The 24,462-nt window shown below is 58.5% G+C and carries 21 protein-coding genes and 2 pseudogenes; 11 read left to right on the plus strand and 12 right to left on the minus strand.

Annotated elements, in window-relative coordinates:
• Positions 1-27: 27 nt before the first annotated feature.
• The 3 genes from nfsB to BFV63_RS05555 form a co-directional block, all read right to left on the minus strand.
• Entirely contained in the window at positions 28-681 is a 654-nt protein-coding gene (gene nfsB, locus BFV63_RS05545) for an oxygen-insensitive NAD(P)H nitroreductase (protein WP_003858884.1), read from the minus strand.
• Between the two features lie 120 nt (positions 682-801).
• Positions 802-1,170: an MmcQ/YjbR family DNA-binding protein gene (locus BFV63_RS05550; RefSeq protein WP_003858883.1), complete on the minus strand. Its 369-nt coding sequence runs from the start codon at positions 1,168-1,170 to the stop codon at positions 802-804.
• Positions 1,160-1,750: a TetR/AcrR family transcriptional regulator gene (locus BFV63_RS05555; RefSeq protein WP_003858882.1), complete on the minus strand. Its 591-nt coding sequence runs from the start codon at positions 1,748-1,750 to the stop codon at positions 1,160-1,162. The genes BFV63_RS05550 and BFV63_RS05555 overlap by 11 nt, the downstream gene beginning before the upstream one ends.
• Positions 1,751-1,941: 191 nt before the next feature.
• On the opposite strand from BFV63_RS05555, the gene BFV63_RS05560 reads away from it, so the two are divergent.
• Entirely contained in the window at positions 1,942-3,045 is a 1,104-nt protein-coding gene (locus tag BFV63_RS05560) for a RomA family MBL fold metallo-hydrolase (RefSeq protein ID WP_069597463.1), read from the plus strand.
• A 32-nt stretch (positions 3,046-3,077) separates the two neighbouring features.
• Positions 3,078-3,419, plus strand: a complete 342-nt coding sequence (locus BFV63_RS05565) for a RamA family antibiotic efflux transcriptional regulator (RefSeq protein ID WP_003858880.1) — start codon at positions 3,078-3,080, stop codon at positions 3,417-3,419.
• 106 nt (positions 3,420-3,525) lie between these two features.
• Here the strand turns inward: BFV63_RS05565 and BFV63_RS05570 are convergent, their stop codons facing one another.
• A complete protein-coding gene (locus BFV63_RS05570; protein ID WP_023324272.1) occupies positions 3,526-5,670 on the minus strand; it encodes a TonB-dependent siderophore receptor in 2,145 nt (714 codons plus the stop codon).
• Positions 5,671-5,793: 123 nt separating this feature from the next.
• Between BFV63_RS05570 and BFV63_RS05575 the strand changes: the two genes are divergently transcribed.
• Positions 5,794-7,362 (plus strand): alpha/beta hydrolase-fold protein, encoded by a 1,569-nt coding sequence (locus BFV63_RS05575; protein WP_048241208.1) that lies wholly within the window; start codon positions 5,794-5,796, stop codon positions 7,360-7,362.
• On the opposite strand, the gene BFV63_RS05580 is transcribed toward BFV63_RS05575, so the two are convergent.
• Positions 7,348-7,596: a DUF1158 domain-containing protein gene (locus BFV63_RS05580; protein WP_003858875.1), complete on the minus strand. Its 249-nt coding sequence runs from the start codon at positions 7,594-7,596 to the stop codon at positions 7,348-7,350. The genes BFV63_RS05575 and BFV63_RS05580 overlap by 15 nt on opposite strands.
• A gap of 488 nt (positions 7,597-8,084) precedes the next feature.
• On the opposite strand from BFV63_RS05580, the gene BFV63_RS05585 reads away from it, so the two are divergent.
• The 3 genes from BFV63_RS05585 to BFV63_RS05595 all read left to right on the plus strand — a co-directional run bounded on the left by BFV63_RS05585 (position 8,085) and on the right by BFV63_RS05595 (position 15,131).
• On the plus strand, positions 8,085-10,793 hold the full coding sequence (locus tag BFV63_RS05585) for a cation-transporting P-type ATPase (RefSeq protein WP_003858874.1): 2,709 nt from the start codon (positions 8,085-8,087) through the stop codon (positions 10,791-10,793).
• A 108-nt stretch (positions 10,794-10,901) separates the two neighbouring features.
• A complete protein-coding gene (locus BFV63_RS05590) occupies positions 10,902-11,966 on the plus strand; it encodes an efflux RND transporter periplasmic adaptor subunit (protein ID WP_048241206.1) in 1,065 nt (354 codons plus the stop codon).
• A gap of 9 nt (positions 11,967-11,975) precedes the next feature.
• Positions 11,976-15,131 carry an efflux RND transporter permease subunit gene (locus BFV63_RS05595; protein WP_048241205.1) on the plus strand — a complete coding sequence of 1,052 codons (3,156 nt, stop codon included), beginning with the start codon at positions 11,976-11,978 and terminating at the stop codon, positions 15,129-15,131.
• Here the strand turns inward: BFV63_RS05595 and BFV63_RS05600 are convergent.
• Positions 15,061-16,182 carry a YbdK family carboxylate-amine ligase gene (locus BFV63_RS05600; RefSeq protein WP_069597464.1) on the minus strand — a complete coding sequence of 374 codons (1,122 nt, stop codon included), beginning with the start codon at positions 16,180-16,182 and terminating at the stop codon, positions 15,061-15,063. The two genes, BFV63_RS05595 and BFV63_RS05600, sit on opposite strands and share 71 nt — an antisense overlap.
• A gap of 105 nt (positions 16,183-16,287) precedes the next feature.
• Here BFV63_RS05600 and BFV63_RS05605 point away from each other — a divergent pair, with 105 nt between their 5' ends.
• Positions 16,288-17,178: an oxidoreductase gene (locus tag BFV63_RS05605; RefSeq protein WP_050870372.1), complete on the plus strand. Its 891-nt coding sequence runs from the start codon at positions 16,288-16,290 to the stop codon at positions 17,176-17,178.
• Between the two features lie 53 nt (positions 17,179-17,231).
• On the opposite strand, the gene BFV63_RS05610 is transcribed toward BFV63_RS05605, so the two are convergent.
• The 4 genes and pseudogenes from BFV63_RS05610 to BFV63_RS23215 form a co-directional block, all read right to left on the minus strand.
• Positions 17,232-17,666 carry a hypothetical protein gene (locus tag BFV63_RS05610; RefSeq protein ID WP_003858863.1) on the minus strand — a complete coding sequence of 145 codons (435 nt, stop codon included), beginning with the start codon at positions 17,664-17,666 and terminating at the stop codon, positions 17,232-17,234.
• Positions 17,663-18,019, minus strand: coding sequence for a tlde1 domain-containing protein (locus BFV63_RS05615; RefSeq protein ID WP_006809708.1), 357 nt, complete (start codon positions 18,017-18,019; stop codon positions 17,663-17,665). Before BFV63_RS05615 ends, BFV63_RS05610 begins: the two co-directional genes overlap by 4 nt.
• A 10-nt stretch (positions 18,020-18,029) precedes the next feature.
• Positions 18,030-18,521, minus strand: a complete 492-nt coding sequence (locus BFV63_RS05620; RefSeq protein WP_003858859.1) for an Hcp family type VI secretion system effector — start codon at positions 18,519-18,521, stop codon at positions 18,030-18,032.
• 343 nt (positions 18,522-18,864) lie between these two features.
• Positions 18,865-19,088 (minus strand): annotated as a pseudogene (locus BFV63_RS23215) (glutamate-cysteine ligase family protein); the annotation flags it as partial.
• On the opposite strand from BFV63_RS23215, the pseudogene BFV63_RS05630 reads away from it, so the two are divergent.
• Positions 19,084-19,236, plus strand: a pseudogene (locus BFV63_RS05630) (ketopantoate reductase C-terminal domain-containing protein); the annotation flags it as partial. The pseudogenes BFV63_RS23215 and BFV63_RS05630 sit on opposite strands and share 5 nt — an antisense overlap.
• A 369-nt stretch (positions 19,237-19,605) precedes the next feature.
• Positions 19,606-20,274: an epoxyqueuosine reductase QueH gene (locus BFV63_RS05635; protein ID WP_023296073.1), complete on the plus strand. Its 669-nt coding sequence runs from the start codon at positions 19,606-19,608 to the stop codon at positions 20,272-20,274.
• 223 nt (positions 20,275-20,497) lie between these two features.
• On the opposite strand, the gene BFV63_RS05640 is transcribed toward BFV63_RS05635, so the two are convergent.
• Positions 20,498-20,692, minus strand: a complete 195-nt coding sequence (locus BFV63_RS05640) for a hypothetical protein (protein WP_023315576.1) — start codon at positions 20,690-20,692, stop codon at positions 20,498-20,500.
• Between the two features lie 290 nt (positions 20,693-20,982).
• Positions 20,983-21,864, minus strand: a complete 882-nt coding sequence (locus BFV63_RS05645; protein ID WP_022650550.1) for a LysR family transcriptional regulator — start codon at positions 21,862-21,864, stop codon at positions 20,983-20,985.
• Positions 21,865-21,969: 105 nt separating this feature from the next.
• Between BFV63_RS05645 and budA the strand changes: the two genes are divergently transcribed.
• Together budA and alsS are read left to right on the plus strand one after the other, a co-directional pair.
• Positions 21,970-22,749: an acetolactate decarboxylase gene (budA, locus tag BFV63_RS05650; protein ID WP_026080550.1), complete on the plus strand. Its 780-nt coding sequence runs from the start codon at positions 21,970-21,972 to the stop codon at positions 22,747-22,749.
• A complete protein-coding gene (gene alsS / locus BFV63_RS05655; RefSeq protein ID WP_198925019.1) occupies positions 22,721-24,442 on the plus strand; it encodes an acetolactate synthase AlsS in 1,722 nt (573 codons plus the stop codon). Before budA ends, alsS begins: the two co-directional genes overlap by 29 nt.
• Positions 24,443-24,462: the final 20 nt, after the last annotated feature.

A 24,462-nucleotide genomic window follows, 5' to 3' on the forward strand; every position in this document is an offset into this window, starting at 1 on the left:
CGCCGATAGCCGGCGTGCCAGAAGCGCTTAGCACTCAGTCACAATCGTGCTCAGCGGCAGGCGAGATTTCGGCAGCGTGGCGTTGAAATCTTCCACGCTGTGATGCCCGACCGGGACCACCACCAGGCTGGTGAAGCCTTTCTCTTTCAGGCCAAACTCTTCGTCGAGGATCGCGGCGTCAAACCCTTCGATTGGTACCGCATCCAGGCCCATCGCGGCCACGCCCAGCAGGAAGTTGCCGACGTTAAGGTAAACCTGCTTCGCCATCCACTGGTCGTCATCTTTCAGATCCACGCGGTGCATGTCGGCAAAATAGCAGCGGCCTTTGTGGTTCGCGGCTTTTGCTTCTGGCGTGGCGAAACGGCCGTCAGCCTCTTCCTGATCGACAACGCGCTCAAGCCAGGCATCGTCCATCGCGGTTTTCGCGCAGAACACCACTACGTGAGAGGCATCCAGCATTTTGCGTTCGTTAAACACATAGGTGCCCGCCGCGGATTTTGCCACGCGCGCTTTACCCTCTTCAGTGCTGGCAACAATAAAGTGCCACGGCTGGGAGTTGGTGCTGGACGGGCTGTATTGCAGCAGCGTTTTGATTTTTTCCGCTTCTTCTGCGGTCAGTTTTTTGGCTGGGTCGAACGCCTTGGTAGAGTGGCGTTTCAGGGCGACAGAAATAATATCCATAACAACTCCTGGTGATGAAATTCGCCCGCGGGCGGGCGTGAAAGGAAAGCAGATTACCGCGCGAAGCGGGAAAAGATAAGTGCGATTCGAGCGCTTATTCTGTTCGTCTGAGACGAACAATCAGGCTGGGCGAATCCACTTCTGATCTTTTTTCGGCAGTTTATCAACGACCAGATTCCACGAATCCGTAATCAGGTCGGTGACCAGTTCAGGCGTGATGTCGTCCGTGCCATAAAGGGAGATCCAGTGTTTTTTATTCAGATGGTAACCGGGCTCCACGCCACGGTAGATCTGCTGATTGAGCAGCGATTTTTCCGGATCGGATTTCAGGCTGACGTGGGCCCGACCGTGTGCGGTCGCCATCAGCATAAAAATTTTCCCGCCCACCTTAAACACGTCATACTCCGGGCCAAACGGCCAGCAATGTTCGGTAAAAGGCATCTCCAGCGCGACGCGTCTGGCATGTTCCTGCAAGGATTTACTGTCCATGGTTATCTTCCTCAGCAAGCCCGCGCCACATGGCTTCAAAGCCCAGCGCTTTAAAATCGACGGCACGGGACGGATCGCGGGCGGCAAACTCCATGGTGGTTTCAGCCAGCGATAAGAACATTGCATCACCGAAGGTCTTAAACTCGTCAGACATAAACACCGGGCGGATCGAACGACGACACAGTTCATGCAGTTCCGGGAACATGTCTTTCACCGCCTGCTCGGTTTCGGCGTTCAGCTTTTCACTGACGCCAATCTGACGGATAGCCGCATGCGCCAGGGGGTTACGAATGCCCCAGTCCACATAGCTGTTCCAGATATTGCGGGTATGCTCTTTTGGCTCGGTGATGGTGCGATCGAGATTCGCCAGCATGGTCTGGCAGAGATCCTGCTTCAGATGCAGGTAGAGGGCATTCAGCAGATCGTCTTTGGTAGCAAAGTAGCGAAACAGTGTCCCTTCAGCGACGCCCGCATTACGGGCAATTAACGCCGTTGAGGCGGCAATACCTGACTGCGCAAACGCAGCCGTTGCTGCTTCCAGTAAGGCCTGTTTTTTATCTTCACTCTTCGGACGTGCCACTAAATTTTTCCTCCCGTCAATTGTAAAAGCCCTGATTGAAACACGAGCCTTGATACGCTGCAACGCGGAATGTCAAAGATCGAAAACCTTCTTGACGGCGTAATCACCCTATCTATAATGAGTGCTTACTCACTCATAATCAAGTATCACACGCGCAAACCATCGGATGGGGCGCGTAGGCGGGTCAGGAAATGAAAAAGCCTCTATTCATCTGCGTGGTGTTAGTCATGATTATTGCTTCAGCTGCCAGTTTACCGTTTGTACTGAATGCCGGATTTGGCCAGCCACCGCAGGGTGCGCACCTCTCTGAAGTGGAAGCCTCTCCGCACTATCGCGACGGGCAATTCCATAACACGCTCCCTACGCCGGGCTTTACCGGGCAACAAAATATGCTGGTGGCGTGGTGGCAGTTCCTTACCCGTAAAACCGAAAACGCCCGTCCTGCGCAGCCGCTGCCGCTGGTGAAAACCGATCTGGCGAGCCTGTCGCCTGAACAGGACACGCTGGTGTGGCTCGGCCACTCCTCCTGGTATATGCAGCTTGCAGGGAAACGCATCCTGATCGATCCGGTTCTGAGTAGCTACGCCGCACCGTTCTCGTTTCTCAATAAAGCATTTGCGGGGGAGTACCCGTGGCGTGCGGAGAGCATGCCGGAGATCGACCTGCTGATTATCTCCCACGATCACTATGACCATCTGGATTACGCCACCATCAAGGCGCTGCTGCCGAAGGTTAAGCGCGTGGTCACGCCGCTGGGCGTGGGTTCGCATCTGCGCTACTGGGGGATGACCCCGGAGATAATCGACGAGCGGGACTGGAACCAGTCGGTGCATATCAGCGATGCGCTGAGGGTACATGTTCTGCCCGCGCGCCATTTTTCCGGGCGCGGCATTAAGCGTAACCAGACCCTGTGGGGGAGCTTTATGTTTGTTACCCCAGAGCGAAAGGTTTACTACAGCGGAGACTCCGGTTACGGCCCGCACTTCAAGGCTATTGGCGAGCAGTTTGGCGGAGTGGACTTAGCCATTATGGAAAACGGGCAGTACGACCAGGGCTGGAAGTACATCCATATGCATCCGGCGGAAACGGCGCAGGCCTCGGCAGATCTCAATGCCAAAGCGGTCGTACCGGGACATAACGGGCGTTTTGTGCTGGCGAAACATACCTGGAACGATCCACTGATCCAGCTGGCGAAAGCCAGCAAGGATAAAAACTACCGGCTGCTGACGCCGGAGCTGGGCGAGCCCGTGCGGGTGAGTGATACCACGCAACAATTTCGCGAGTGGTGGGAATAATGTTTAAGCGAGAAGCAGAGGGGGAGAGCAGTATGACGATTTCCGCTCAGGTCATTGATACGATTGTCGAATGGATTGATGACAATCTACACCAGCCGTTACGCATCGAAGAGATTGCCCGCCATGCGGGTTACTCAAAATGGCATTTACAGCGTCTGTTTATGCAGTACAAAGGCGAAAGTCTGGGGCGCTACATCCGCGAACGCAAGCTGCTGATGGCGGCGCGCGATCTGCGTGAATCAGACGAGCGCGTGTACGATATCTGCCTGCGCTACGGGTTTGACTCGCAGCAGACGTTTACCCGCATCTTTACCCGCACCTTCAACCAGCCGCCCGGGGCGTACCGCAAAGAAAACCACGGTCGGGCGCACTGAAAAACATCCCCTCACCCCGGCCCTCTCCCCAAAGGGGCGAGGGCGTAATCGTCCCCTCTCCCCTTTGGGGAGAGGGTTAGGGTGAGGGGATCAGACCGCACCATGCTTACCAGCTGTAATTCACCGTCGCCGTCACCGTCCGGCCAATCCCGTAGAAGCACGCCGTATCGCTTGCGCACGACGCCACATACTTTGTGTCTGCCACGTTATTGACGTTGAACTGCACGCTTGCCCCTTTCAGGCTGCGGTTCATCTCGCCCAGGTCGTAGCGCAGCATCGCGTCATACAGATCCACCGATGGCACCTTGAAGGTATTCTTCGCATCGCCGTAGCTGGTGCCGATGTAGCGCATCCCCACGCCAGCGGTCAGGCTCTTCAGCGCGCCGCCCGGAACGGTATAGCTGGCGAACGCCGATGCCATATGTGCCGGAATGCGTGCAGGCGTTTTGCCTTCAGTTCCCGCCACCGTGGTGCTTTCGGTTTCTGCATCGGTGTAAGTGTAGGAGCCAATCAGGTTGATGTTATCCATCAGCGTGGCGTGGATTTCCGCTTCAGCGCCTTTCGAACGCACCTTGCCCGCATTTTCGAACCAGCCTTCAGCGCTGTTATAGGTCGCGACGTTGTTCTGAGTTAAATCGTACAGCGCCAGGGTCATCAGCGTGGTGTCGACCGGCTGATATTTCACGCCAATCTCGGTCTGCTCCCCGGTAGTAGGCCTGAATGGCGCAACGCCCGGCGCACGGTTGGTTTGCAGGTTCGGTTCAAACGAGGTGCTGTAGCTGATGTACGGCGACAGGCCAGAATCAAACGCGTACAGCAGGCCAGTGCGCCAGGTAAATTTGCTGTCGTTCTGCTGCGTAACGCTGTTATCGGTGAAGTCGCTGGTACGCACTTCGCTCCAGTCGTAGCGCCCGGAAACCAGCCACTCCCAGTTATTCCAGCTCATCTGATCCTGAAGATACAGGCCCATCTGGTCGAGATTTTGCTGCTCGTCGGACGCCGTTTTGAAGGTACTTTCATCCACGTTCACGCCGTAAACCGGGTTTGTCCAGTCAAGGTCATACTGTGAGCCGCTCCCGCGCGCCAGCAGCTGTTTATCCTTGCTGGTCTTGTAATCAAACCCGCCGAGCAGGGTGTGGCTGACGCTTCCGGTCTCCAGCTGATATTCCAGCTGGTTATCAAGGCCAAATTCGTTGGTCGTGCGCGCTTCACGCTGGGCGCGACGGGTCAACACCGTGCTGTTGGCCGCGCTGTTGGCGTAAACCAGATAACGATATTTCTGCTTGATGGTGGCGTAACGGGCGTTCTGGCGGAAGGTGAGGTTGTCGGCGAACTGGTGTTCCAGCTCGTAGCCAATCATCGTCTGCTCGCGCCAGGATTGATTGTAATTCGGATCGCTGACGTTAAAATCGCGCGGGATGTACTTCCCGTCGGCACTTTTCACCGTGCCATACGCGGGCAGGAAGTTGCGGTATCCGGCATCCGGATCTTTCTGGTAGCTGGTCAGCAGCGTAAAGCGGGTCTGATCGTTCGGGTACCAGGTGATTGCCGGGGCGATCGCCATCCGCGTCTCTTTATAATCGTCCACCTGATTATGCTGCGTACGGGCGATACCGTTCACGCGATACAGCACGCGGCCGTCGTCGCTCAGCCTGCCGCCGAAATCAAACGCACCTTCGGCGAGATCGTTATTGCCGGTGCGGAACTGCACGTTGTGAATGGCCTCCGCCGTCGGGCGCTTGCTGGTCATGCTGATTAACCCGCCCGGATTCACCTGTCCAAACAGGACCGAGGCCGGGCCGCGCACCAGCTCCACGCGCTCCAGCAGCCACGGGTCAACTGTGCCCGTCTGTGATGAGGCCGTTGCGCCAAAGCTTAAGCCGTCGAGGAATTTCGGCACGTAGCTAAAGCCGCGCACAAACACCTCGTCGTTACGGTTAGACGAGCCCCGGTACTCGGTAAACACGCCCGCCGAGTAGCGCAGCGCCTGCGAAACGGAGGTGACGTCCTGCATGTTCATCTGATCGCGGGTGATCACCGATACCGACTGCGGCGTCTTCACGATCTCCGCGCTGGTCTTGGTGGCGGAGAGCGTTTTCGTCGCCACAATGCCTTTTACGGGCGCAGTGGGCTCTTCACTCACGCCCTGCGTCACCGTAATCGTTTCTTCTTTCGTTTCTGCCTGAGCCGCGACGCTGGTCGTCGCCAGACTCAGTAGCCAGAGCCGCATTATCTTATTATTTTTAAACATTTTTATTGAACGTCCTTGGTTGCTATCGCCATAAAATCACCGGTAAATCGCCGTTGATGATATTGCAAATTATTACCATTTGCATTAGCGTTGTTAACAAATTTCGTTGGGGAACAAGCGGTAATGAAGAGGGTATGGAGTGGGTTGCTGTTGGGGATCGGCGCGCTGCCCGCCGTGGCGGCAACGTGCGAGCAGACGTCCCGGCAGGGCGATATTCAGGGAAAGTTTGATGCCAGCGGCGAAGTCTGCTTCTCCCTGCCTGAACTGGGTGAAAACTACGTTTCCGCCACGCTGAATGGCGTGACGGATGCGCGCCTGCTTGATGGGCAAAACCGCCGCATCCGCACGCTGATCGAAAATGGTCCTGCGGACGGGGAACACACGCTGCTGTTTGCCCTGCCGGTGAAACAGAACACCTCGCTGGTGCTACACGGAGAAGCCGGTAAGCCGTGGCGTTTTCAGTGGCGGATGAAAGAGACCTCTCCGTTACCACGCGTGCAGATGCTGGCGCCTGAAAGCCCGACGCTGAAGGCGCTGGCAAGCGTCATTTCTGCCGGTGGAAGTACCGAGGCGTTCTGGCAGGCGCAGCGTCGACAGGGAACGCCGATGGTGGAGCCGGTAGATGCGAGCCATAAGCGCGTGACCTTTCTGTGGCGCGGCGCGCGGGATAACGTCTTCATTCTCGGCTCTCCGGCGGGGGATCACGATCCGCTGTTCCGCCTGGGCAACAGCGACGTCTGGTTCCGCAGCTATGTAGTCCCCGCTGATACGGTAATGCAGTACAAGCTCGCGCCCGATGTGCCGATCGTCGAGGGTTCCACACGCGATCAACGCCGCGCCATCCTGGTAAGCGCGCAGGCCGATCCGCTTAACCCGAATACCTTCGGGGAGCAGAAGACCGATCGCTGGAATCGCTTTTCTCTGCTCGATCTCAGCCCGGCGCGCTATTGCTCCGTTCAGGCCACGGCAAAGCCGCTGGTGCACGGGACGTTGAGCCGTCAGAGTTTTTCCAGCAACATCCTCGGCAATGCCCGCGACGTGATGATCTACCAACCGCGCGGCGCACAGCCTGCACGCTGGACGCTCATCCTTTTCGACGGACAGGTTTATCAGGACGAATACCATTTTGCCAACGTGCTGGACGGTCTGATTGCCCGGCATCACCTGCCGCCGATTAACGTGGTGTTTATCGACAGCCTCGATCACGCCCGTCGCGGCAACGAGCTGCCGCCGAACCCGGATTTTGCTGACTTTATGGCGCACGAGCTGCTGCCGTGGCTGCGAGAGAAGGGCATCGGCATGCAGCGGCAGAAAACCGTACTGGCAGGATCCAGCTACGGGGGAATTGCCTCTTCATGGGTGGCGCTGCGCTATCCGCGCCTGTTTGGCAACGTGCTGAGCCTTTCCGGTTCATACTGGTGGGCGCCAGAAGGTGACACTCCCGGCTGGCTGACGCGTCAGTACCAACAGTCTCCACCGTATCCGGTGCGCTTCTGGTTACAGGCCGGGAAGTTTGAAACCGCGGGGCCGGGCGGCGGCATCTATCGCACCACGCAGGATTTTGAACAGGTGCTGAGGGAAAAAGGCTACCGCGTCAGCTTCCACCCCTCATCCAGCGGCCACGACTACGCGGCCTGGTGTGAAGCGCTGATCCACGGGATGCGCGATCTCACTGGCTTACGACGCCAGTGAAAACCAGCGGCGCCAGATGAAACGCAGGATAAAGAATTCGATGGCGCCGAGCACCAAAAACCACAGACAGAACAGAATGGTGTACAGCTGATTCAGATCGACCATATGAAAGGTCTGAACCAGCTTCTGCGCCAGCACCAGACCCAGCGACGGCGCAGGTAACAGCAGGCAGGAGAGCAGGGCCATCAGCAAAATGCCCCCTGCGGTGAGCAGCGATTCTAACGGGTGTTTCATCGTAATGTTAATCGTCAGTTAAAAATGTCATTGTCCGGCATCCTGAAACGTAAAGCAATATCATCCCCGCTGGCAAAATTGGGTGAAAGGCCACCGTTATTCTGCGAATTAATAACAGAAAACAAATAATATTTTCGGGGCGATTAAATTAATATCGCGTTATGTAAATAAACGTCTTTCTCACGAAAATAATTTTACAAAGCTATAGGTGCTATATCCAATTAACGTCGCAATAACAATGGCTGCGACAATGTATAACGCCAGACGCCGTCCGCGATAAATACCAAACATGCTTCCTCCTCGTTTAGTGTTGGTTTAGAAATATTTTGTAAAAATCAACGCGTCGAAATAATTTTAATCAGTTTTGAATAACCGGGTAGTCAATATATTGCGGTAGATCAATTTAACCCGCAAGACTTAAAAATGAATTATTTAAAGCCAGAAAGGAATTCCGGCTTCCGTCCACCGGATATTGAAGGAAAAATACCATGACCAAAAAAAATTTCTCGCAGAATATGCCACCCGCAGGCGGGCAGGCGTACCAGCAGACCGTAGAGCAGGTGCTTGCTCAGGCGCAGAGCCAGGCTAATGGCCTGGACCGCGCCGAGGTGCAGGCGCGTTTACAGAAGCATGGCCCGAACGCGCTACCGGAGAAAAAAGGCAAGCCGGGCTGGCTGCGTTTTCTCGCGCATTTTAACGATGTCCTGATTTACGTCCTGCTGGCAGCCGCCGTATTAACGGCTGTAATGGGACACTGGGTTGATACGCTGGTTATTCTGGGCGTGGCGGTAATCAATGCCTTAATTGGCCACATTCAGGAAAGTAACGCGGAAAAATCCCTGAAGAGTATTCGCAATATGCTCTCCAGCGAGGCGCGTGTTATTCGTAACGGCAACCATGAAACTATCCCGACGACGGAAATCGTCCCGGGCGATATTATTGTGTTGCGCGCAGGAGATCGTATTCCGGCGGATATGCGCTTAATCGAAGCGCATAATTTACGCGTGGAAGAGGCTATTCTGACCGGTGAATCCACCGTGGTGGATAAACACACGAACCCGCTGAGCGGCGAATTACCGCTGGGCGACCGTACGAACCTGGTCTTTTCCGGTACGACGGTCAGCGCGGGCGGCGGCGTGGGCGTGGTCATTGCCACGGGCCAGGAGACCGAACTCGGCCACATCAACCAGATGATGGCGGGCATTGAAAAACACCGCACCCCGCTGCTGGTGCAGATGGACAAGCTGGGCAAAGCGATCTTCGCCATCATTCTGGCGATGATGGCCGCGCTGTTTGTCTTCAGCCTGGTGTTCCGCGAGATCCCGATGGGCGAGCTGCTGCTCTCCCTGATTAGCCTGGCGGTCGCCTCCGTACCGGAAGGTCTGCCGGCAATTATCTCCATCATCCTCTCTCTGGGCGTACAGGCGATGGCGCGCAAGCGGGCGATTATCCGCAAGCTGCCGACGGTTGAAACCCTGGGCGCGATGACCGTGGTCTGCTCGGATAAAACCGGCACCCTGACCATGAACGAGATGACGGTGAAAGCCATCATCACCGCCGACACCTGCTACCGCGTGGACGGCAACAGCTACGAGCCGGTGGGCAACATCTATCTCGAAGGCAGCGATGAGCCGGTGCAGATCCAGCCGGGCACCGTGCTGGAGCAGTACCTGCGCACCATCGACCTGTGTAACGACAGCCAGCTGATTCAGGACGAGCGCGGCCTGTGGGGCATCACCGGCGGCCCGACCGAGGGCGCGCTGAAGGTGCTGGCGGCCAAGGCCCACCTCGAGCCGGTCGTGACCACGCTGGTTAACAAGATCCCGTTCGACTCTCAATACAAGTACATGAGCACCCACTACCAGATTGGCGGTGAGGAGCAGATTTTGATCACCGGCGCGCCGGACGTGATTTTCGCCCTGTGTGAGCAGCAGCAGACCCGCAACGGTGCGCAAGCCTTTGACCGCGCGTACTGGGAAACGGAGATGGAGCGCTATGCGCGTCAGGGGCTGCGCATGGTCGCCGCGGCGTTCAAGCCAGCGAACGGTGAGCAGGCATTGACTCACGACGATCTGAGCCACGGCCTGATCTTCCTCGGCATCGCCGGGATGATGGATCCGCCGCGTCCGGAAGCGATTGAGGCGATTAACGCCTGCCAGCAGGCGGGGATCCGCGTGAAGATGATCACCGGCGATCACCCGCAGACGGCGATGAGCATCGGCCAGATGCTTGGGATCACCAACAGCGAGCAGGCGGTTACCGGCTATCAGCTGGAGAAAATGGACGACGCCGAGCTGGCGGAAGCGGCGGTAAAATATGACATCTTCGCCCGTACCAGCCCGGAGCATAAGCTGCGCCTGGTGAAAGCGTTACAGGAAAAAGGCGAAATCGTCGGCATGACCGGTGACGGCGTGAACGATGCGCCGGCGCTGCGCCAGGCGGACGTGGGTATCGCGATGGGCATCAAAGGCACGGAAGTCACCAAAGAGGCGGCGGACATGGTCCTGACGGACGATAACTTCGCCACCATCGCCAGCGCGGTGAAAGAGGGGCGTCGCGTTTACGACAACCTGAAGAAGACCATCCTGTTCATCATGCCGACCAACCTGGCGCAGGGGCTTTTAATTGTGATTGCGCTGCTGGCGGGGAACATCATTCCGCTGACGCCGGTGCTGATTCTGTGGATGAACATGGCGACCTCCGCCACGCTCTCCTTCGGCCTGGCCTTCGAGGCCGCCGAGCGCAACATCATGCGCCGCCCGCCGCGCCAGACCGGGCAGCACGTAATGGACGCCTACGCCGTCTGGCGCGTGGCCTTCGTCGGCACCATGATTGCCATCGCCGCCTTTGCGCTGGAAGCCTGGCTGGCCCCGCGCGGGCACAGCGCGGAGTTCATCCGCACCGTGCTGCTCCAGATGCTGGTCTGCGCCCAGTGGGTGTACATGATTAACTGCCGCAATACCGAAGGGTTCTCCCTGAACCGCGGCCTGCTGGCGAACAAAGGGATCTGGCTGGTAACGGGCGTGCTGTTCCTGCTCCAGGCGGCGATCATCTACCTGCCGTTTATGCAGATGCTGTTCGGCACCGAAGCGCTTCCGCTGCGCTACTGGTTCGTGACGCTGGCGGTGGCGGGGGTGATGTTCTTCGTCGTCGAAATCGAGAAGCGACTGACCCGCAGGTTCCGTAAGGCTGCATAACTTTTTGCCCTCACCCTAACCCTCTCCCACAGGGAGAGGGAACCCTGACCTCCCTCTCCCTGTGGGAGAGGGCCGGGGTGAGGGAAAACAACGCCGAGGTACTTCTTAATGAAACTCCCACTCCTGTTCGCGCTCCTCGCCTGCACCCTGCAACCCGCGTTCGCCGCAGTCATTCCCGTGCGTGTTGCCACCGTGGAGCAAACCGCCCACGCCGCCGAGCGCCAAATTCCGGGCCGCATTGAAGCTATCCACACCGTTGAACTGCGTGCACGTGCGGAAGGCGTCATCACCAGAATCCACTTCCGCGATGGCCAGTATGTGAAAAAAGGCGACGTGTTGTTCGAACTGGACGACGCCGAGCCGCGCGCCGCCCTGCGTCTGGCGCAGGCCGAAGTGAAAAGCGCCGAAGCCACGCTGCGTCAGGCGCAGCAGCAGCTGTCCCGCTTCGAAAGCCTGGGCAGCAGCAACGCCATCAGCCGCCACGACGTGGACAACGCCCGCATGCAGCGCGACGTCGCCAGCGCCGCGCTGGAGCAGGCGAAAGCCCGGCTCGACACCCGCAGCGTCACTCTCGACTACACGCGCATTATTTCACCGATTGACGGACGCGTGGGGCACAGCAACTTTCACGTCGGCAGCCTGGTGAATCCTGCCAGCGGTGTGCTGGTGGAGGTGGTGCAGCTCGATCCGATCCGTATCGCCTTTGCGCTGGAAGAGGGCGCGTTTGCCACCAAAGCCGGACAGCATGCGGATATCAGCGCCATGAAGCAGGCCTGGCAGGCGCTGATTGACAGCAACGGCCAGCGCATCAGCGGGGAACTCACCTCCGTGGACAACCGCATCGACCCGCGTACCGCCAGCGTGATGCTGCGTGCCGAGTTCGCCAACCCGCGCCATCAGCTGCTGCCCGGCGGCAATGTGAACGTTTACCTGCGTCCGGCAAGCGAGCTACCGGTGCTGACTCTGCCCGCCGCTGCCGTACAGCAGAATGGCGACGGGTTCTTCGCCTGGGTGATTAACGCCGAGGATAAAGCCGAAATGCGTCCGCTGAAGGTCGCCGGGCAGATCGGCCAGCAGTTCCAGATTGCCTCCGGCGTGAAGCCCGGTGAGCGAGCGATTACTGACGGTGCGCAGCGCGTGCAGCCAGGCGCAACCGTCCAGATATTGAATTAAGGAGCCATCATGCTGACGTTTTTCATCAAACGCCCGCGCTTTGCGATGGTGATTGCGCTGGTCATCACCCTGCTGGGGGCCATCGCGCTGAGGATTATTCCGGTGGAGCAGTACCCGCAGATCACCCCGCCGGTCGTGAATGTGTCAGCGTCATGGCCGGGCGCCAGCTCGGCTGACGTGGCGGAGGCCATCGCCACGCCGCTGGAAACGCAGCTGAACGGCGTGGATCACATGCTCTATATGGAGTCCACCAGTTCGGATGAGGGCTCTTACAGCCTGAACATCACCTTTGCGGCGGGCACCGATCCGGATCTCGCCGCCATCGACGTGCAGAACCGCGTGGCGCAGGCCGTGGCGCAGCTGCCGACCGAGGCGCAGCAAAACGGCGTGCAGGTGCGCAAGCGGGCCACCAACCTGATGATGGGGGTAAGCCTTTACTCACCGAACAACACCCACACGCCGCTGTTCGTCAGCAACTACGCCAGCACCCAGGTGCGCGAGGCGCTGTCGCGTCTGCCGGGCGTCGGGCAGGTACAGATGTTTGGCGCACGGGACTACAGCATGCGCATCTGGCTGAGGCCGGACCGCATGAACGCCCTGAACGTGACCAGCGATGACGTGGCGCAGGCGCTGCGCGAGCAGAACGTGCAGGGGGCGGCGGGCCAGGTCGGCACGCCGCCGGTGTTTAACGGCCAGCAGCAGACGCTGACCATTAACGGGCTGGGGCGCTTAAACCAGGCCGACGGCTTTGCCAATATCATTATCCGCGCCGGGGAGATGGGGCAGCTGGTGCGCCTGAAGGACGTCGCCACCATCGAGCTTGGCTCGCGCAGCTACAGCTCTGGCGCGCAGCTGAACGGGCATGACTCCGCCTATTTGGGTATCTACCCGACGCCGTCCGCCAACGCCCTGCGCGTGGCCGATGCGGTGCGCGCGGAGCTGGAACGGTTATCCACGCGCTTCCCGGACGATCTGGTCTATGAAGTCAAATTCGACACCACCTCGTTTGTGGCCGCCACCATCAAAGAGATTGGCGTCTCGCTGGCGCTGACGATGCTGGCGGTGGTGGTCGTGGTGTCCCTGTTCCTGCAAAGCTGGCGCGCGACGCTGATTGTCGCCCTTGCCATTCCGGTGTCGCTGGTGGGCACCTTCGCGGTGCTCTATACGCTCGGCTACTCCGCCAATACGCTGAGCCTGTTCGCCATCATTCTGGCGCTGACCATGGTGGTGGATGACGCCATCGTGGTGGTGGAGAGCGTCGAAACCCTGATGGCGGAAGGGCAGAGCCGCACGGCGGCGACCGCGCTGGCGCTGCGTCAGATTGCCGGGCCAGTGATTGCCACCACGCTGGTGCTGCTGGCGGTGTTTGTACCGGTGGCGCTCCTGCCAGGGATAGTGGGCGAGCTATACCGCCAGTTTGCGGTGACGCTCTCGACCGCCGTCACGCTCTCAAGCCTGGTGGCGCTGACCCTGACGCCCGCGCTCTGCGCGCTGCTGCTGCGCCCGCGTCCGGCACAGCCCGCCGCCGTTTTCCGTGGGTTCAACCGCGGGCTGGACGCCACGCGCATGCTTTACACCCGGATCGTGAGCGTGTTCAACCTCCGTCCGTGGCTGGCGCTGCTGGCCACCGCAGGCGCGGCGGCGGTGGTGGTATTCAGCTTTATGTCGATGCCAAAGGGCTTCCTGCCCCAGGAGGATCAGGGCTACTTCTTCGCCAGCGTCCAACTGCCGGAGGCAGCCTCGCTGGAGCGCACCGAAGCGGTGATGACCACCGCGCGCGAGCTGATCGTTAAAAACCCGGCGGTAGAAGACGTGATTCAGGTCTCCGGGTTTAACATCCTCAACGGCACCAGCGCATCGAACGGCGGGTTTATCTCCATCATGCTCAAAGACTGGAGCGAGCGTCCGCCGCTGGATGAGGTGATGGGCACCCTTCAGCGACAGCTGCTGGCCCTGCCGGAAGCCACCATCATGACCTTTGCGCCGCCGACGCTGCCGGGGCTGGGCAACGCCTCCGGCTTCGACCTGCGCATTCAGGCGCAGGCGGGGCAAAGCCCGGCGGAGCTGGAGCGCGTGACGCGTGAGGTGCTGGCGAAAGCCAACCAGCACCCGCAGCTGAGCCGCGTGTTCACCACCTGGAGCAGCAACGTGCCGCAGATGACGCTCACCGTTGACCGCGAGCGCGCGGCCCGCCTCGACGTGCCGGTGTCACGCATCTTCAGCAGCCTGCAAACCGCTTTTGGCGGCACGCGCGCCGGGGATTTCAGCGTCAACAACCGCGTCTACCACGTGGTGATGCAGAACGAGATGCAGTGGCGCGAGCGCGCGGAGCAAATCAGCGAGCTGTTCGTGCGCAGCAACAGCGGCGAGCGGGTGCGTCTGAGCAACCTCGTCACCATCACGCCGACCGTCGGCGCGCCATTTATTCAGCAGTACAACCAGTTCCCGTCGGTATCGGTGAGCGGCTCGGCAGCGGAAGGGGTGAGCAGCAGCACCGCAATGGCGGCGATGGGCGAGATTCTGGCGGAAAACCTGCCAGCCGGGTACGACTACGCCTGGAGCGGCATGTCGTATCAGGAGCAGCAGACCGGCAATCAGGCGATATGGATTGTGCTGGCGGCGGTGGTGATGGCGTGGCTGTTCCTCGTCGCCCAGTACGAGAGCTGGACGCTGCCGGCGAGCGTGATGCTCTCGGTGCTGTTCGCCATCGGCGGGGCGCTGGTCTGGCTGTGGCTGGCGGGCTACGCCAACGACGTGTATGTGCAGATTGGTCTGGTGCTACTGATAGCCCTCGCCGCCAAGAACGCAATTCTTATCGTGGAGTTTGCCCGCGCCCGGCGCATGGACGGAATGGCGATTGTCGATGCCGCACGGGAGGGAGCATCGCGCCGCTTCCGCGCGGTAATGATGACCGCCGTGTCGTTCATTATCGGCGTCCTGCCGATGATGCTGGCGACCGGGGCGGGCGCCCAGAGCCGCCGCATCATCGGCACTACGGTCTTCAGCGGCATGCTGGTGGCGACCGTAGTGGGGATAGTGTTCATCCCGGCGCTGTTCGTGCTGTTCCAGCGCCTGCGCGAGTGGGGCCACGGCCTTACGGACTCGTCGCCCACAGCTCACAGTGCTTCTGCACCAGAGAAATCAGCGAGCCGCCATCGGCGATAAAGTCCCGCATGCGCTGCGCCTCGCTCTTGCCCTGCTTTAACAGCAGGGCAATTTCCTTGATTGCGCTTGTCGCGCCGAGCTTCTCGGCCGACGGCGCCACCTGCTCCAGCAGCCAGGCGATATCTTCCGCCACGGTTTTGTGCTCGCCGGTATGCACATCCGTCAGTATCCCCTCCAGCCCGTAGCGACACGCCTGAAAACGGTTAAAGCGATACAGCAGAAAATCCCGTTCCTGATGCTTATACGGCCGCGTGGTCAGCAGCCAGTGCGACGTGGCCTGAATAAGCCCGGCGATGTTTATCGCGTGGCCGAGCGTCAGCGGCGTATCCATCACCCGCACCTCCACGGTGCCAAAATGCGGGCTGGGGCGAATATCCCAGTGCAGATCCTTAATGCTGTCGATCATGCTGGTAGCGCTCAGGCGGCGGAACAGCCCCTCGAACTCCTGCCAGCTGTTGACCCACGGCATCTGTCCGTTATCCGGTAAGCCCGAGAAGATGTTGAGACGCGATGAGGCGAACTTCGTGTCCGTGCCCTGCATATACGGTGATGCGGCGGCCAGGGCGATAAAGTGCGGCACAAAGCGCGACAGGCCGTGCAGCAGATAAATTGCGTCGTCCCCGGTCCGACAGCCGACGTGTACGTGCTGGCCGAACACCGTTGCCTGCAAAATCAGATAGCCAAAGCGCTCCAGCGTGACGTTATAGCGCTCGTCGTCACACACCTCCTGACGCTGCCACTTCTGGAACGGATGCGTCCCGCCGCCGCAGATCTGGATGTGATGCTCCGCCGCCGCGCGCAGGATGCTCTGCTGCATCACTGAGAACTGCGCCGCCGCCTGGTCGATGGTCTGGCACACGCCGGTGGCGATTTCGAGCATGCTTTCGGTGATGTCGTGTTTGACTTCGCCCCCTTTGATGTCGTCTTTGACGGCGGCGATGAGGGCAGAGGAGTCCTGGCTCAGATCGTAACCCGGCGGGTTAACCACCTGGAGTTCGAGCTCAATGCCGAGGGTATAAGGTTCAGAGGATTTGAAGTCGGGTAAGGGCATGGCGCACTCCGTTGTCTGTTATGAATTGAGTATAGACAATGGGCGTGGCGCGCTCTTTTCAGGGTGGTATAACTGATAGCAGGCTTAGCAAAAGGGGAGTGACCCATGTCTGACTATCCAACCATTGCGCTGACAGGACCCGGTGCGATTGGGACCACCATCGCCGCGGTGATGCATGAAGCGGGCCGCACGCCGCTGCTGTGTGGTCGCACCGCGCATCCGGAACTGCGCCTGCGTCATGATGAGGGTGAAACTGTGGTGCCCGGTCCGGTACTCACCGATCCCAGCGTCATTACGCGCCCCGTTGACCTCGTTTTTTTGGCGGTCAAAACGACACAAAATGCCGACAGCGCCGGGTGGCTGCGTGCCCTGTGCGATGAAAACACCGTGGTCTGCGCGCTGCAAAACGGCGTGGAGCAGAAAGCCCAGCTTGCGCCTTTGGTTAATGGCGCAACGGTACTGCCCTCGGTGGTCTGGTTCCCTGCCCAGCGCGAGCCGGATGCCTCCGTCTGGCTGCGCGCCAAACCGCGCCTGACGCTGCCGGACGTGCCGCAGGCGCAGCGGGTGGTCGAAGCGCTTCGTGATACGCGCTGCGCGGTTGAGCTCTCGGAAGATTTCCCCACCGTCGCCTGGCGCAAGCTGCTGCAAAACGCGGTCGCCGGGCTGATGGTGCTGGCCAATCGCCGCGCCGGGATGTTCAGGCGCGAGGATATCAGCGAGCTGGCGCTGGCCTACCTGCGCGAGGGGCTGACCGTCGCCCGCGCCGAAGGGGCGAAGCTGGACGATGCGGTGGCGGAGGAGATTCTGGCGAACTTTCAGCGCGCGCCAGTGGATTTGGGCACGTCGATTCTTGCCGACCGTCAGGCGGATCGTCCGATGGAGTGGGATATCCGCAACGGCGTGATACAGCGCTATGGCCGCAGGCACGGGATTGCGGTGCCCGTCAGCGACGTGGTGGTGCCGCTGCTGGCGGCGGGGAGCGAGGGGCCGGGGTGAGCCAGGGGCTGGCGAAAGGGAAAGACCCGGCCGTTGTGCGCCGGGTAACTCTCTTACTTACCCTGACGGGCTTTCTCAGCGTTTAGCTCTTCCATTGTTGCTTCCAGGATCCAGAGGCACTGAGCACCCTCAACCGTATCCAGCAGCGCCCGGCGGGTGCGCTGATAGAACGCGTCGACTTCGGCGGGGGATTTCTCTAGAGGCGGCGTGCAGACGATATCGCTGCCAACCATGTGCGGCCACTTTCCCGCGTCAATGGTCTGGAGCGCTTTCAGTGTGGCGCTGGTGTTTGTTGTGAGCGCTGCGGCCAAAGCATCCTCCAGCAGTTGCGCCTGCCTGACGTCAGCCGTGGCAGCCAGCGTTGGGGCTTGCTCAATCCAGTGTGTGTCACCTGAGGCGATTCCATGAAGTGCTGATGGCCAGTCAGTGCTGGCTGCAATGGCTGGGACAGTGAGCGCACAAAGCAGCAGGACGATTGGATATTTCATCGCACTACCTCAAGCTCACCGCCGTCACGAAGGATTTTACGTCGCGTTGACAGTGAGAGAATAATGCACCCCTCCGAAGCAAATCCGGCTGGACCGTACTTATGGTCACCATGAATGCGGAACTCTGAACGACCAAAACTCTCTCCCGAAGTTTGCTCAAGGATAATGGTAATGGGTCCTTTAGAATTCGAATGTCCCGCAATTTTATATGTTCCGCGCGGCAATGGACCCAGACCCTTCACATGCTGACGGTCCGGATTATTTTTATTGGTAAGGGCACCGGAATATCCTGTCTCAATTAATTTGCCGTCTTTATACATCTTGCCAGTTGATTGCTCATACTTCCATCCCATAACGTTCTCCTTATGCCGTCTTACGGTCATTCCAGCTATCTGAATGCATGATGTTACCGTCCACGTAGCGCCAGGTAATTTTTTCATAGAGCAGCTCTACCAGCTCAAGATGGTTATGCTTCTCATAGTCAGGATCTTTGATATCAAGCATCATTGGACAGACGCTGGCGATCTTCACGCCTTCCAGAAGGGTGGAAAAATATTCCACTTCCTGACCAGCATCGTTGATACGGTAAAACTTTATCTCTGCGGATTTTAGCTTCTGGCCCGTGCTAACAGCCTTGTACAAATAGGGGCTGGAAGCGTCGATCTCTTTATCGAAAGAATAGGGGGAATGGATGCGAAGACTTGTCGCCTTGCCGTTATGCTTGTCCGTGGGCTGCATTATGCCGTGATTTAAGGCGATAATCTCGATGCTACCTTCACGTCCATATATATCGACAGAGCCTTTTATATCGGCGCCGCCGTCATCTTTAAGCCATAAATAAGCTGGAATAGCCATTTGTTTAAAACTCCATTTAAGGAAATCCTGAAAAGACCTTATGGTTTAGCGAGTTACGTAACTAGTGCAACGCTAGCGCGTACAAAATTGGCCGTCAATTTTGTACAGGGTGGATATAAAACGATCTGCGGTTTCGTTGATGCAAATTAAGAAAGTATGGGGGCTTATGGTTTGGATCTGGATAAATTGTTAATGATTAATACGGTGGTTTTGCTTAAATAATAATTAAGTGAATATTAATTGAAGATGTAATAAATACTTGAATGTTTATTGGGTATTCTGTCTATTTGACTCTTTATTAATTGTTTAAAAACGCATAACGGCTCGTCTGAATATCCACCTATCCGTAGCGACACACCTGAAAACGGTAAAGAGGTACCGCAGAAAATCCCGTTCCTGATGCTTATAAGGCCGCGTGGTCAGCAGCCAGTGTGACGTGGCCTGGATCAGCCAGGCGATATTAATCGCGTTGTTGAGCGTCAGCGGCTTATCCGTCGACCGCACCTGCATGGTGCTAATGTGCGGGCTGGGGCGAATGTCCCAGTGCAGATCTTTAATGCTGTCGATCCTGTCCGACCGTCAGGCGGATCGCCTGATGGAGTGGGACATACGCAACGGCGTGATCCAGCGCTATGGCCGCAGGCACGGGATTGCGGTGCCCGTCAGCGATGTGGTGGTGCCGCTGCTGGCGGCGGGGAGCGAGGGGCCGGGGTGAGAGAGATAGTGGTATTAACGTCTGGGGAATTGGTCTGGGTGAAAACCTCGCATCAGTTCCCTACAAACGCACTCACCGGCAAACCAAAACGCTTCGCCAGCGCGCATATGATCCAGCGTTAACGTGCCTGATCTATCTTGGTCTGAAATATTTGTTTAATTTGCGTAGCGTATTCAGGAATTGCTTGCTGAGAAGAAGTGCAGCGGAGATAGTTTTGCTAACCAGGTTATATAGAAACGTGTGAAAGATGCGTCCGCTATGTGTCAATAACAGGCATTGCGGGATATGTATGAGACTGGCCGCCATTCCCGATAGCACAGCTCTGATGCTACACTGTTTTCAGTCCTCATTACCTCATCAAATAAATTTATGACTACCGCTGATTTCAAACGCCCTAAACTAGAACTCCCAAACGGGGCTGATAAACTGCTGCTGCACTCCTGTTGCGCTCCGTGTTCTGGTGAGGTAATGGAGGCGATCCAGGCCTCAGGGATCGACTACACCATCTTCTTCTACAATCCGAACATTCATCCGCAGAAAGAGTATCTGATTCGTAAGGATGAGAATATTCGCTTTGCCGAACAGCACGGCGTACCGTTTATCGATGCGGATTACGATACAGATAACTGGTTTGAGCGCGCCAAAGGCATGGAATGGGAACCCGAGCGCGGCATTCGCTGCACCATGTGTTTTGACATGCGCTTTGAGCGGACTGCGCTTTACGCCGCTGAAAATGGCTTCAACGTGATTAGCAGCTCACTGGGCATCTCTCGCTGGAAAAATATGCAGCAAATCAACGACTGCGGTCAGCGAGCCGCCGCCCACTATCCGGGTATGGTCTATTGGGACTATAACTGGCGGAAACAGGGCGGTTCGTCGCGCATGATTGAAATCAGCAAGCGCGAGCAGTTCTACCAGCAGGAATACTGCGGCTGCGTTTATTCACTGCGTGACAGCAACCTGCACCGCAAATCCCAGGGCCGTCCTCTCATTCAGATCGGTAAGCTTTACTACGGTAAAGAAGACGACCAGGCCTGATTTTATGTCACGCCCTCTGTGGCGTGACCGCCTTCCTGTGCATTCCTCTAACAATTGCATGCCCCACCCGGCACGAACAGTAATTTTTAGTCATGAGATGGCTGAAAGTCGATCTGGCATCGAAGCCTGCTGAACGCTCTTAACCGTCATTCATCAAACAACGTTGTCCTTTGTGTAAGGCCGACTCAGTGAGCCGTTATATAAGGCTCCTTCACAAACTCCGCTAACAACCCAGCAGTTGCTTACAGAGCGTAGAAAATGTCACCGCATCGTCCATTTCCACCAGTACGCTCACGTACGCCGCACAGGTGCCAGCCAGTTCAAAGAGATCCGCAGAATCGGGAAGTTGCAGGTGAAGAAGGTGATGAACAGCGCTTTCTTCAGCGTGTACGTATGAAAATCCAGGGGTAGTCGCCATTTAGCATCCTCGTTGTCCAAAAAAAATGTCATGTCATGCTAACGGGTTCCTACGCCCGGTTACGGATGTGCCGCAACGCAGGCACTTTACGACCGCGGAGAAGGGATGAAAAGGGATGCCCCTGAATTACATAAGGTTGCTTAAAAGTTTGCGAGGCGGCTTCCAAAGGGCATTGCCGGGTGGCGGCTGCGCCTTACCCGGCCTACAAAACCGCCAACAAGCCAACCAACCCGCGACACGAACCGTAGGCCCGCGCAAGCGCAGCGCCGCCGTGCACAGCCACACCGTAGCTACCCCTCGCTCATCATCGCCAGAAACCGCTTCACCGTCCGCGAACGCTCAAATCGCCGCCAGCAGAGTGCGATATCGGTATAAAGCTCTGGCGAGCGCAGCGCATGGTAGGTGACATTCGGCGGCGAAATAGCGGCCATGGATTTCGGCACCAGCGCGAACCCGCCGCCCGCGGAGACCATGCTCAGGGAAGAGGAAAGTTGTGAAGATTGCAGCGTGTGTTGCATATCGATCCCGGCCCGCTCGCAGCTGCCGTAAACGCGGTCATACAGCCCCGGCGCGACCTCCTGGGGAAACAGCACCACCGGCGTATCCCGCAGCTCCTCCAGCGCCAGATCGCCACACGCTGCCAGGGGATGATCGCGATGCAGCGCCACCACCATCGGCTCCCGGTCGAGGATTTTTAGCTCGAACACCTTACTGCTCTCGCACGGCAGGCGCACAAAGGCGATATCCAGCTCACCCTCCGCCAGCATCGTCGTCAGCGACGACATATTGGCTTCCACCTGGTGAACCTGCACCGCCATGTTCTGCACCTGAAACTGGCGAATCAGGGCGAAGATTTTGGGATGAAAAGCATCTGAACTGGTGATGCCAATCGACAGGCTGCCGTTCAGCCCGCGCGCGATGCCCCGGGCTTTCTCCAGCGCGGCGTCGCTCAGCGCCAGGATCTTACAGGCGTCCTCATAGAAGGCTTCTCCCGCCTCGGTCAGCTCCACGCCCCGCGTCAGGCGCCTGAACAGCGGCGTGCCCACTTCCTCTTCGAGCCGTTTGATCTGCTGACTCAGAGGAGGCTGTGAAATACCCAGCGCTTTGGCCGCCCTGGTGAAGTGTCGCTCGCGTGCTACCGCGACAAAATAGCGCAGATAACGAAGTTCCATATCAAAAACGTCTCAAACCAGCATGGATTCTATATTGGAACTCTCTGCTGAATCGGGTCAACATTTATTTAACCTTTATAAATAAAGTTGAAGAGGACGGGCATGATGATGCATTCATCTGCATGCGACTGTGAGGCGAGCTTATGCGAGACCCTGCGCGGATTCTCGGCTCAGCATCCTGACAGCGTGATCTATCAGACATCGCTAATGAGCGCCCTGCTAAGCGGCGTCTACGAAGGGGAGACCACCATCGCCGACCTGCTGGCGCACGGCGATTTTGGTCTCGGTACCTTTAACGAGCTGGACGGTGAAATGATTGCCTTCAGCAGCCAGGTGTACCAGCTGCGCGCCGACGGCAGCGCCCGCGCCGCGAAGCCGGAGCAAAAAACGCCGTTCGCGGTGATGACCTGGTTCCAGCCGCAGTACCGCAAAGCCTTCGACGGGCCGGTCAGCCGTCAGCAGATCCACGACGTGATCGACCAGCAAATCCCCTCCGATAACCTGTTCTGCGCGCTGCGCATCGACGGCAATTTCCGCCACGCGCACACCCGCACCGTACCGCGCCAGACGCCACCGTACCGGGCGATGACCGACGTGCTGGATGACCAGCCGGTGTTCCGCTTTAACCAGCGCGAGGGCGTGCTGGTCGGGTTCCGCACCCCGCAGCATATGCAGGGCATTAACGTGGCGGGCTATCACGAACACTTTATCACCGACGACCGTCAGGGCGGGGGCCACCTGCTCGACTATCAGCTGGAGAACGGCGTGCTCACCTTCGGCGAAATCCACAAGCTGATGATTGACCTGCCCGCCGACAGCGCGTTTTTACAGGCCAATCTGCACCCCAGCAACCTTGATGCGGCTATCCGCGCCGTCGAAAACTAACAGGAGAACTACCGTGAACAGTGAGAAACAGTCACGTCAGTGGGCGCACGGCGCCGATATGGTTGTCGGCCAGCTGGAAGCGCAGGGTGTGAAGCAGGTGTTCGGCATACCGGGCGCAAAAATCGACAAGGTCTTTGACTCCCTGCTGGACTCCTCCATCGAGATTATCCCGGTGCGTCACGAGGCGAACGCGGCGTTTATGGCGGCAGCGGTAGGGCGGCTAACCGGCAAGGCCGGGGTCGCGCTGGTCACATCCGGGCCGGGCTGCTCCAACCTGATCACCGGCATCGCCACCGCCAACAGCGAAGGTGACCCGGTGGTCGCGCTGGGCGGGGCGGTGAAGCGGGCAGATAAAGCGAAGCTGGTGCACCAGAGCATGGATACCGTCGCCATGTTCAGCCCGGTGACCAAATACGCCGTGGAGGTCAATTCGCCTGACGCGATTGCCGAGGTGGTGTCGAACGCGTTTCGCGCTGCCGAGCAGGGCAGGCCGGGCGGGGCGTTTGTCAGCCTGCCGCAGGATATTGTCGACCAGCCCACCACGGGGGCGATTTTACCCGCCAGCACCGCGGCGCTGATGGGCCCGGCGCCGGAGTCAGCCATCAACGAGGTGGCGAAGCTTATCGCGAAGGCCAAAAACCCGGTCATCTTACTCGGCCTGATGGCCAGCCAGCCCGCCAACAGCGCCGCGCTGCATAAGCTGCTGGAGAGAAGCCGTATTCCGGTCACCAGCACCTATCAGGCCGCCGGGGCGGTGAATCAGGAACACTTCACCCGCTTCGCCGGACGCGTCGGTCTGTTTAACAACCAGGCGGGCGATCGGCTGCTGCATCTGGCAGATCTGATCATCTGTATCGGTTACAGCCCGGTGGAATACGAGCCGTCCATGTGGAACAGCGGCGACGCCACCCTGGTGCACATTGACGTGCTGCCCGCCTATGAGGAGCGCAAATATGTTCCCGATCTGGAACTGGTCGGGGATATTGCCGCCACGCTGAATCTGCTTGCCAGCCGAATCGAGCACAAACTTGAACTCAGCCAGCGCGCCTCGGAAATTCTTGTCGATCGCCAGCATCAGCGGGACCTCCTCGACCGTCGCGGCGCATCGCTTAACCAGTTTGCCCTGCATCCGCTGCGCATCGTGCGCGCCATGCAGGACATCGTGAACAACGACGTGACGCTCACCGTCGACATGGGCAGCTTCCACATCTGGATCGCCCGCTACCTCTACAGCTTCCGGGCGCGTCAGGTGATGATCTCCAACGGCCAGCAGACCATGGGCGTGGCGCTGCCGTGGGCGATTGGCGCGTGGCTGGTCAACCCGGGGCGCAAGGTGGTCTCGGTCTCCGGGGACGGCGGCTTTTTGCAGTCGAGCATGGAGCTGGAAACTGCCGTGCGCCTCAACGCCAACGTGCTGCACATCATCTGGGTGGATAACGCCTACAACATGGTTGCCATTCAGGAAGAGAAAAAATATCAGCGTCTTTCCGGCGTCGAGTTCGGCCCGGTCGATTTCAAAGCCTATGCCGACGCATTCGGCGCAAAAGGCTTTGCCGTCGAGAGCGCCGATGCGCTCGAACCGACGCTGCGTGCGGCAATGGATGTCGATGGCCCGGCCGTGGTGGCCATTCCCGTCGACTACAGCGATAACCCGCTGCTGATGGGCCAGCTCCATCTCAGCCAGATTTTGTGAATCAATATAAGGACAGAGAA

Origin of the sequence: Enterobacter hormaechei subsp. xiangfangensis (assembly GCF_001729785.1) — a bacterium.
Classification (GTDB): domain Bacteria; phylum Pseudomonadota; class Gammaproteobacteria; order Enterobacterales; family Enterobacteriaceae; genus Enterobacter; species Enterobacter hormaechei_C.

Bases quoted from the DNA above. Each gene is read 5' to 3' on its own strand.
- nfsB (WP_003858884.1), bottom strand. From the start codon at position 681: ATGGATATTATTTCTGTCGCCCTGAAACGCCACTCTACCAAGGCGTTC.
- BFV63_RS05550 (WP_003858883.1), bottom strand. From the start codon at position 1,170: ATGGACAGTAAATCCTTGCAGGAACATGCCAGACGCGTCGCGCTGGAG.
- BFV63_RS05560 (WP_069597463.1), top strand. From the start codon at position 1,942: ATGAAAAAGCCTCTATTCATCTGCGTGGTGTTAGTCATGATTATTGCT.
- BFV63_RS05565 (WP_003858880.1), top strand. From the start codon at position 3,078: ATGACGATTTCCGCTCAGGTCATTGATACGATTGTCGAATGGATTGAT.
- BFV63_RS05570 (WP_023324272.1), bottom strand. From the start codon at position 5,670: ATGTTTAAAAATAATAAGATAATGCGGCTCTGGCTACTGAGTCTGGCG.
- BFV63_RS05575 (WP_048241208.1), top strand. From the start codon at position 5,794: ATGAAGAGGGTATGGAGTGGGTTGCTGTTGGGGATCGGCGCGCTGCCC.
- BFV63_RS05580 (WP_003858875.1), bottom strand. From the start codon at position 7,596: ATGAAACACCCGTTAGAATCGCTGCTCACCGCAGGGGGCATTTTGCTG.
- BFV63_RS05585 (WP_003858874.1), top strand. From the start codon at position 8,085: ATGACCAAAAAAAATTTCTCGCAGAATATGCCACCCGCAGGCGGGCAG.
- BFV63_RS05590 (WP_048241206.1), top strand. From the start codon at position 10,902: ATGAAACTCCCACTCCTGTTCGCGCTCCTCGCCTGCACCCTGCAACCC.
- BFV63_RS05595 (WP_048241205.1), top strand. From the start codon at position 11,976: ATGCTGACGTTTTTCATCAAACGCCCGCGCTTTGCGATGGTGATTGCG.
- BFV63_RS05600 (WP_069597464.1), bottom strand. From the start codon at position 16,182: ATGCCCTTACCCGACTTCAAATCCTCTGAACCTTATACCCTCGGCATT.
- BFV63_RS05605 (WP_050870372.1), top strand. From the start codon at position 16,288: ATGTCTGACTATCCAACCATTGCGCTGACAGGACCCGGTGCGATTGGG.
- BFV63_RS05610 (WP_003858863.1), bottom strand. From the start codon at position 17,666: ATGAAATATCCAATCGTCCTGCTGCTTTGTGCGCTCACTGTCCCAGCC.
- BFV63_RS05615 (WP_006809708.1), bottom strand. From the start codon at position 18,019: ATGGGATGGAAGTATGAGCAATCAACTGGCAAGATGTATAAAGACGGC.
- BFV63_RS05620 (WP_003858859.1), bottom strand. From the start codon at position 18,521: ATGGCTATTCCAGCTTATTTATGGCTTAAAGATGACGGCGGCGCCGAT.
- BFV63_RS05635 (WP_023296073.1), top strand. From the start codon at position 19,606: ATGACTACCGCTGATTTCAAACGCCCTAAACTAGAACTCCCAAACGGG.
- BFV63_RS05640 (WP_023315576.1), bottom strand. From the start codon at position 20,692: ATGGCGACTACCCCTGGATTTTCATACGTACACGCTGAAGAAAGCGCT.
- BFV63_RS05645 (WP_022650550.1), bottom strand. From the start codon at position 21,864: ATGGAACTTCGTTATCTGCGCTATTTTGTCGCGGTAGCACGCGAGCGA.
- budA (WP_026080550.1), top strand. From the start codon at position 21,970: ATGATGCATTCATCTGCATGCGACTGTGAGGCGAGCTTATGCGAGACC.
- alsS (WP_198925019.1), top strand. From the start codon at position 22,721: ATGCGGCTATCCGCGCCGTCGAAAACTAACAGGAGAACTACCGTGAAC.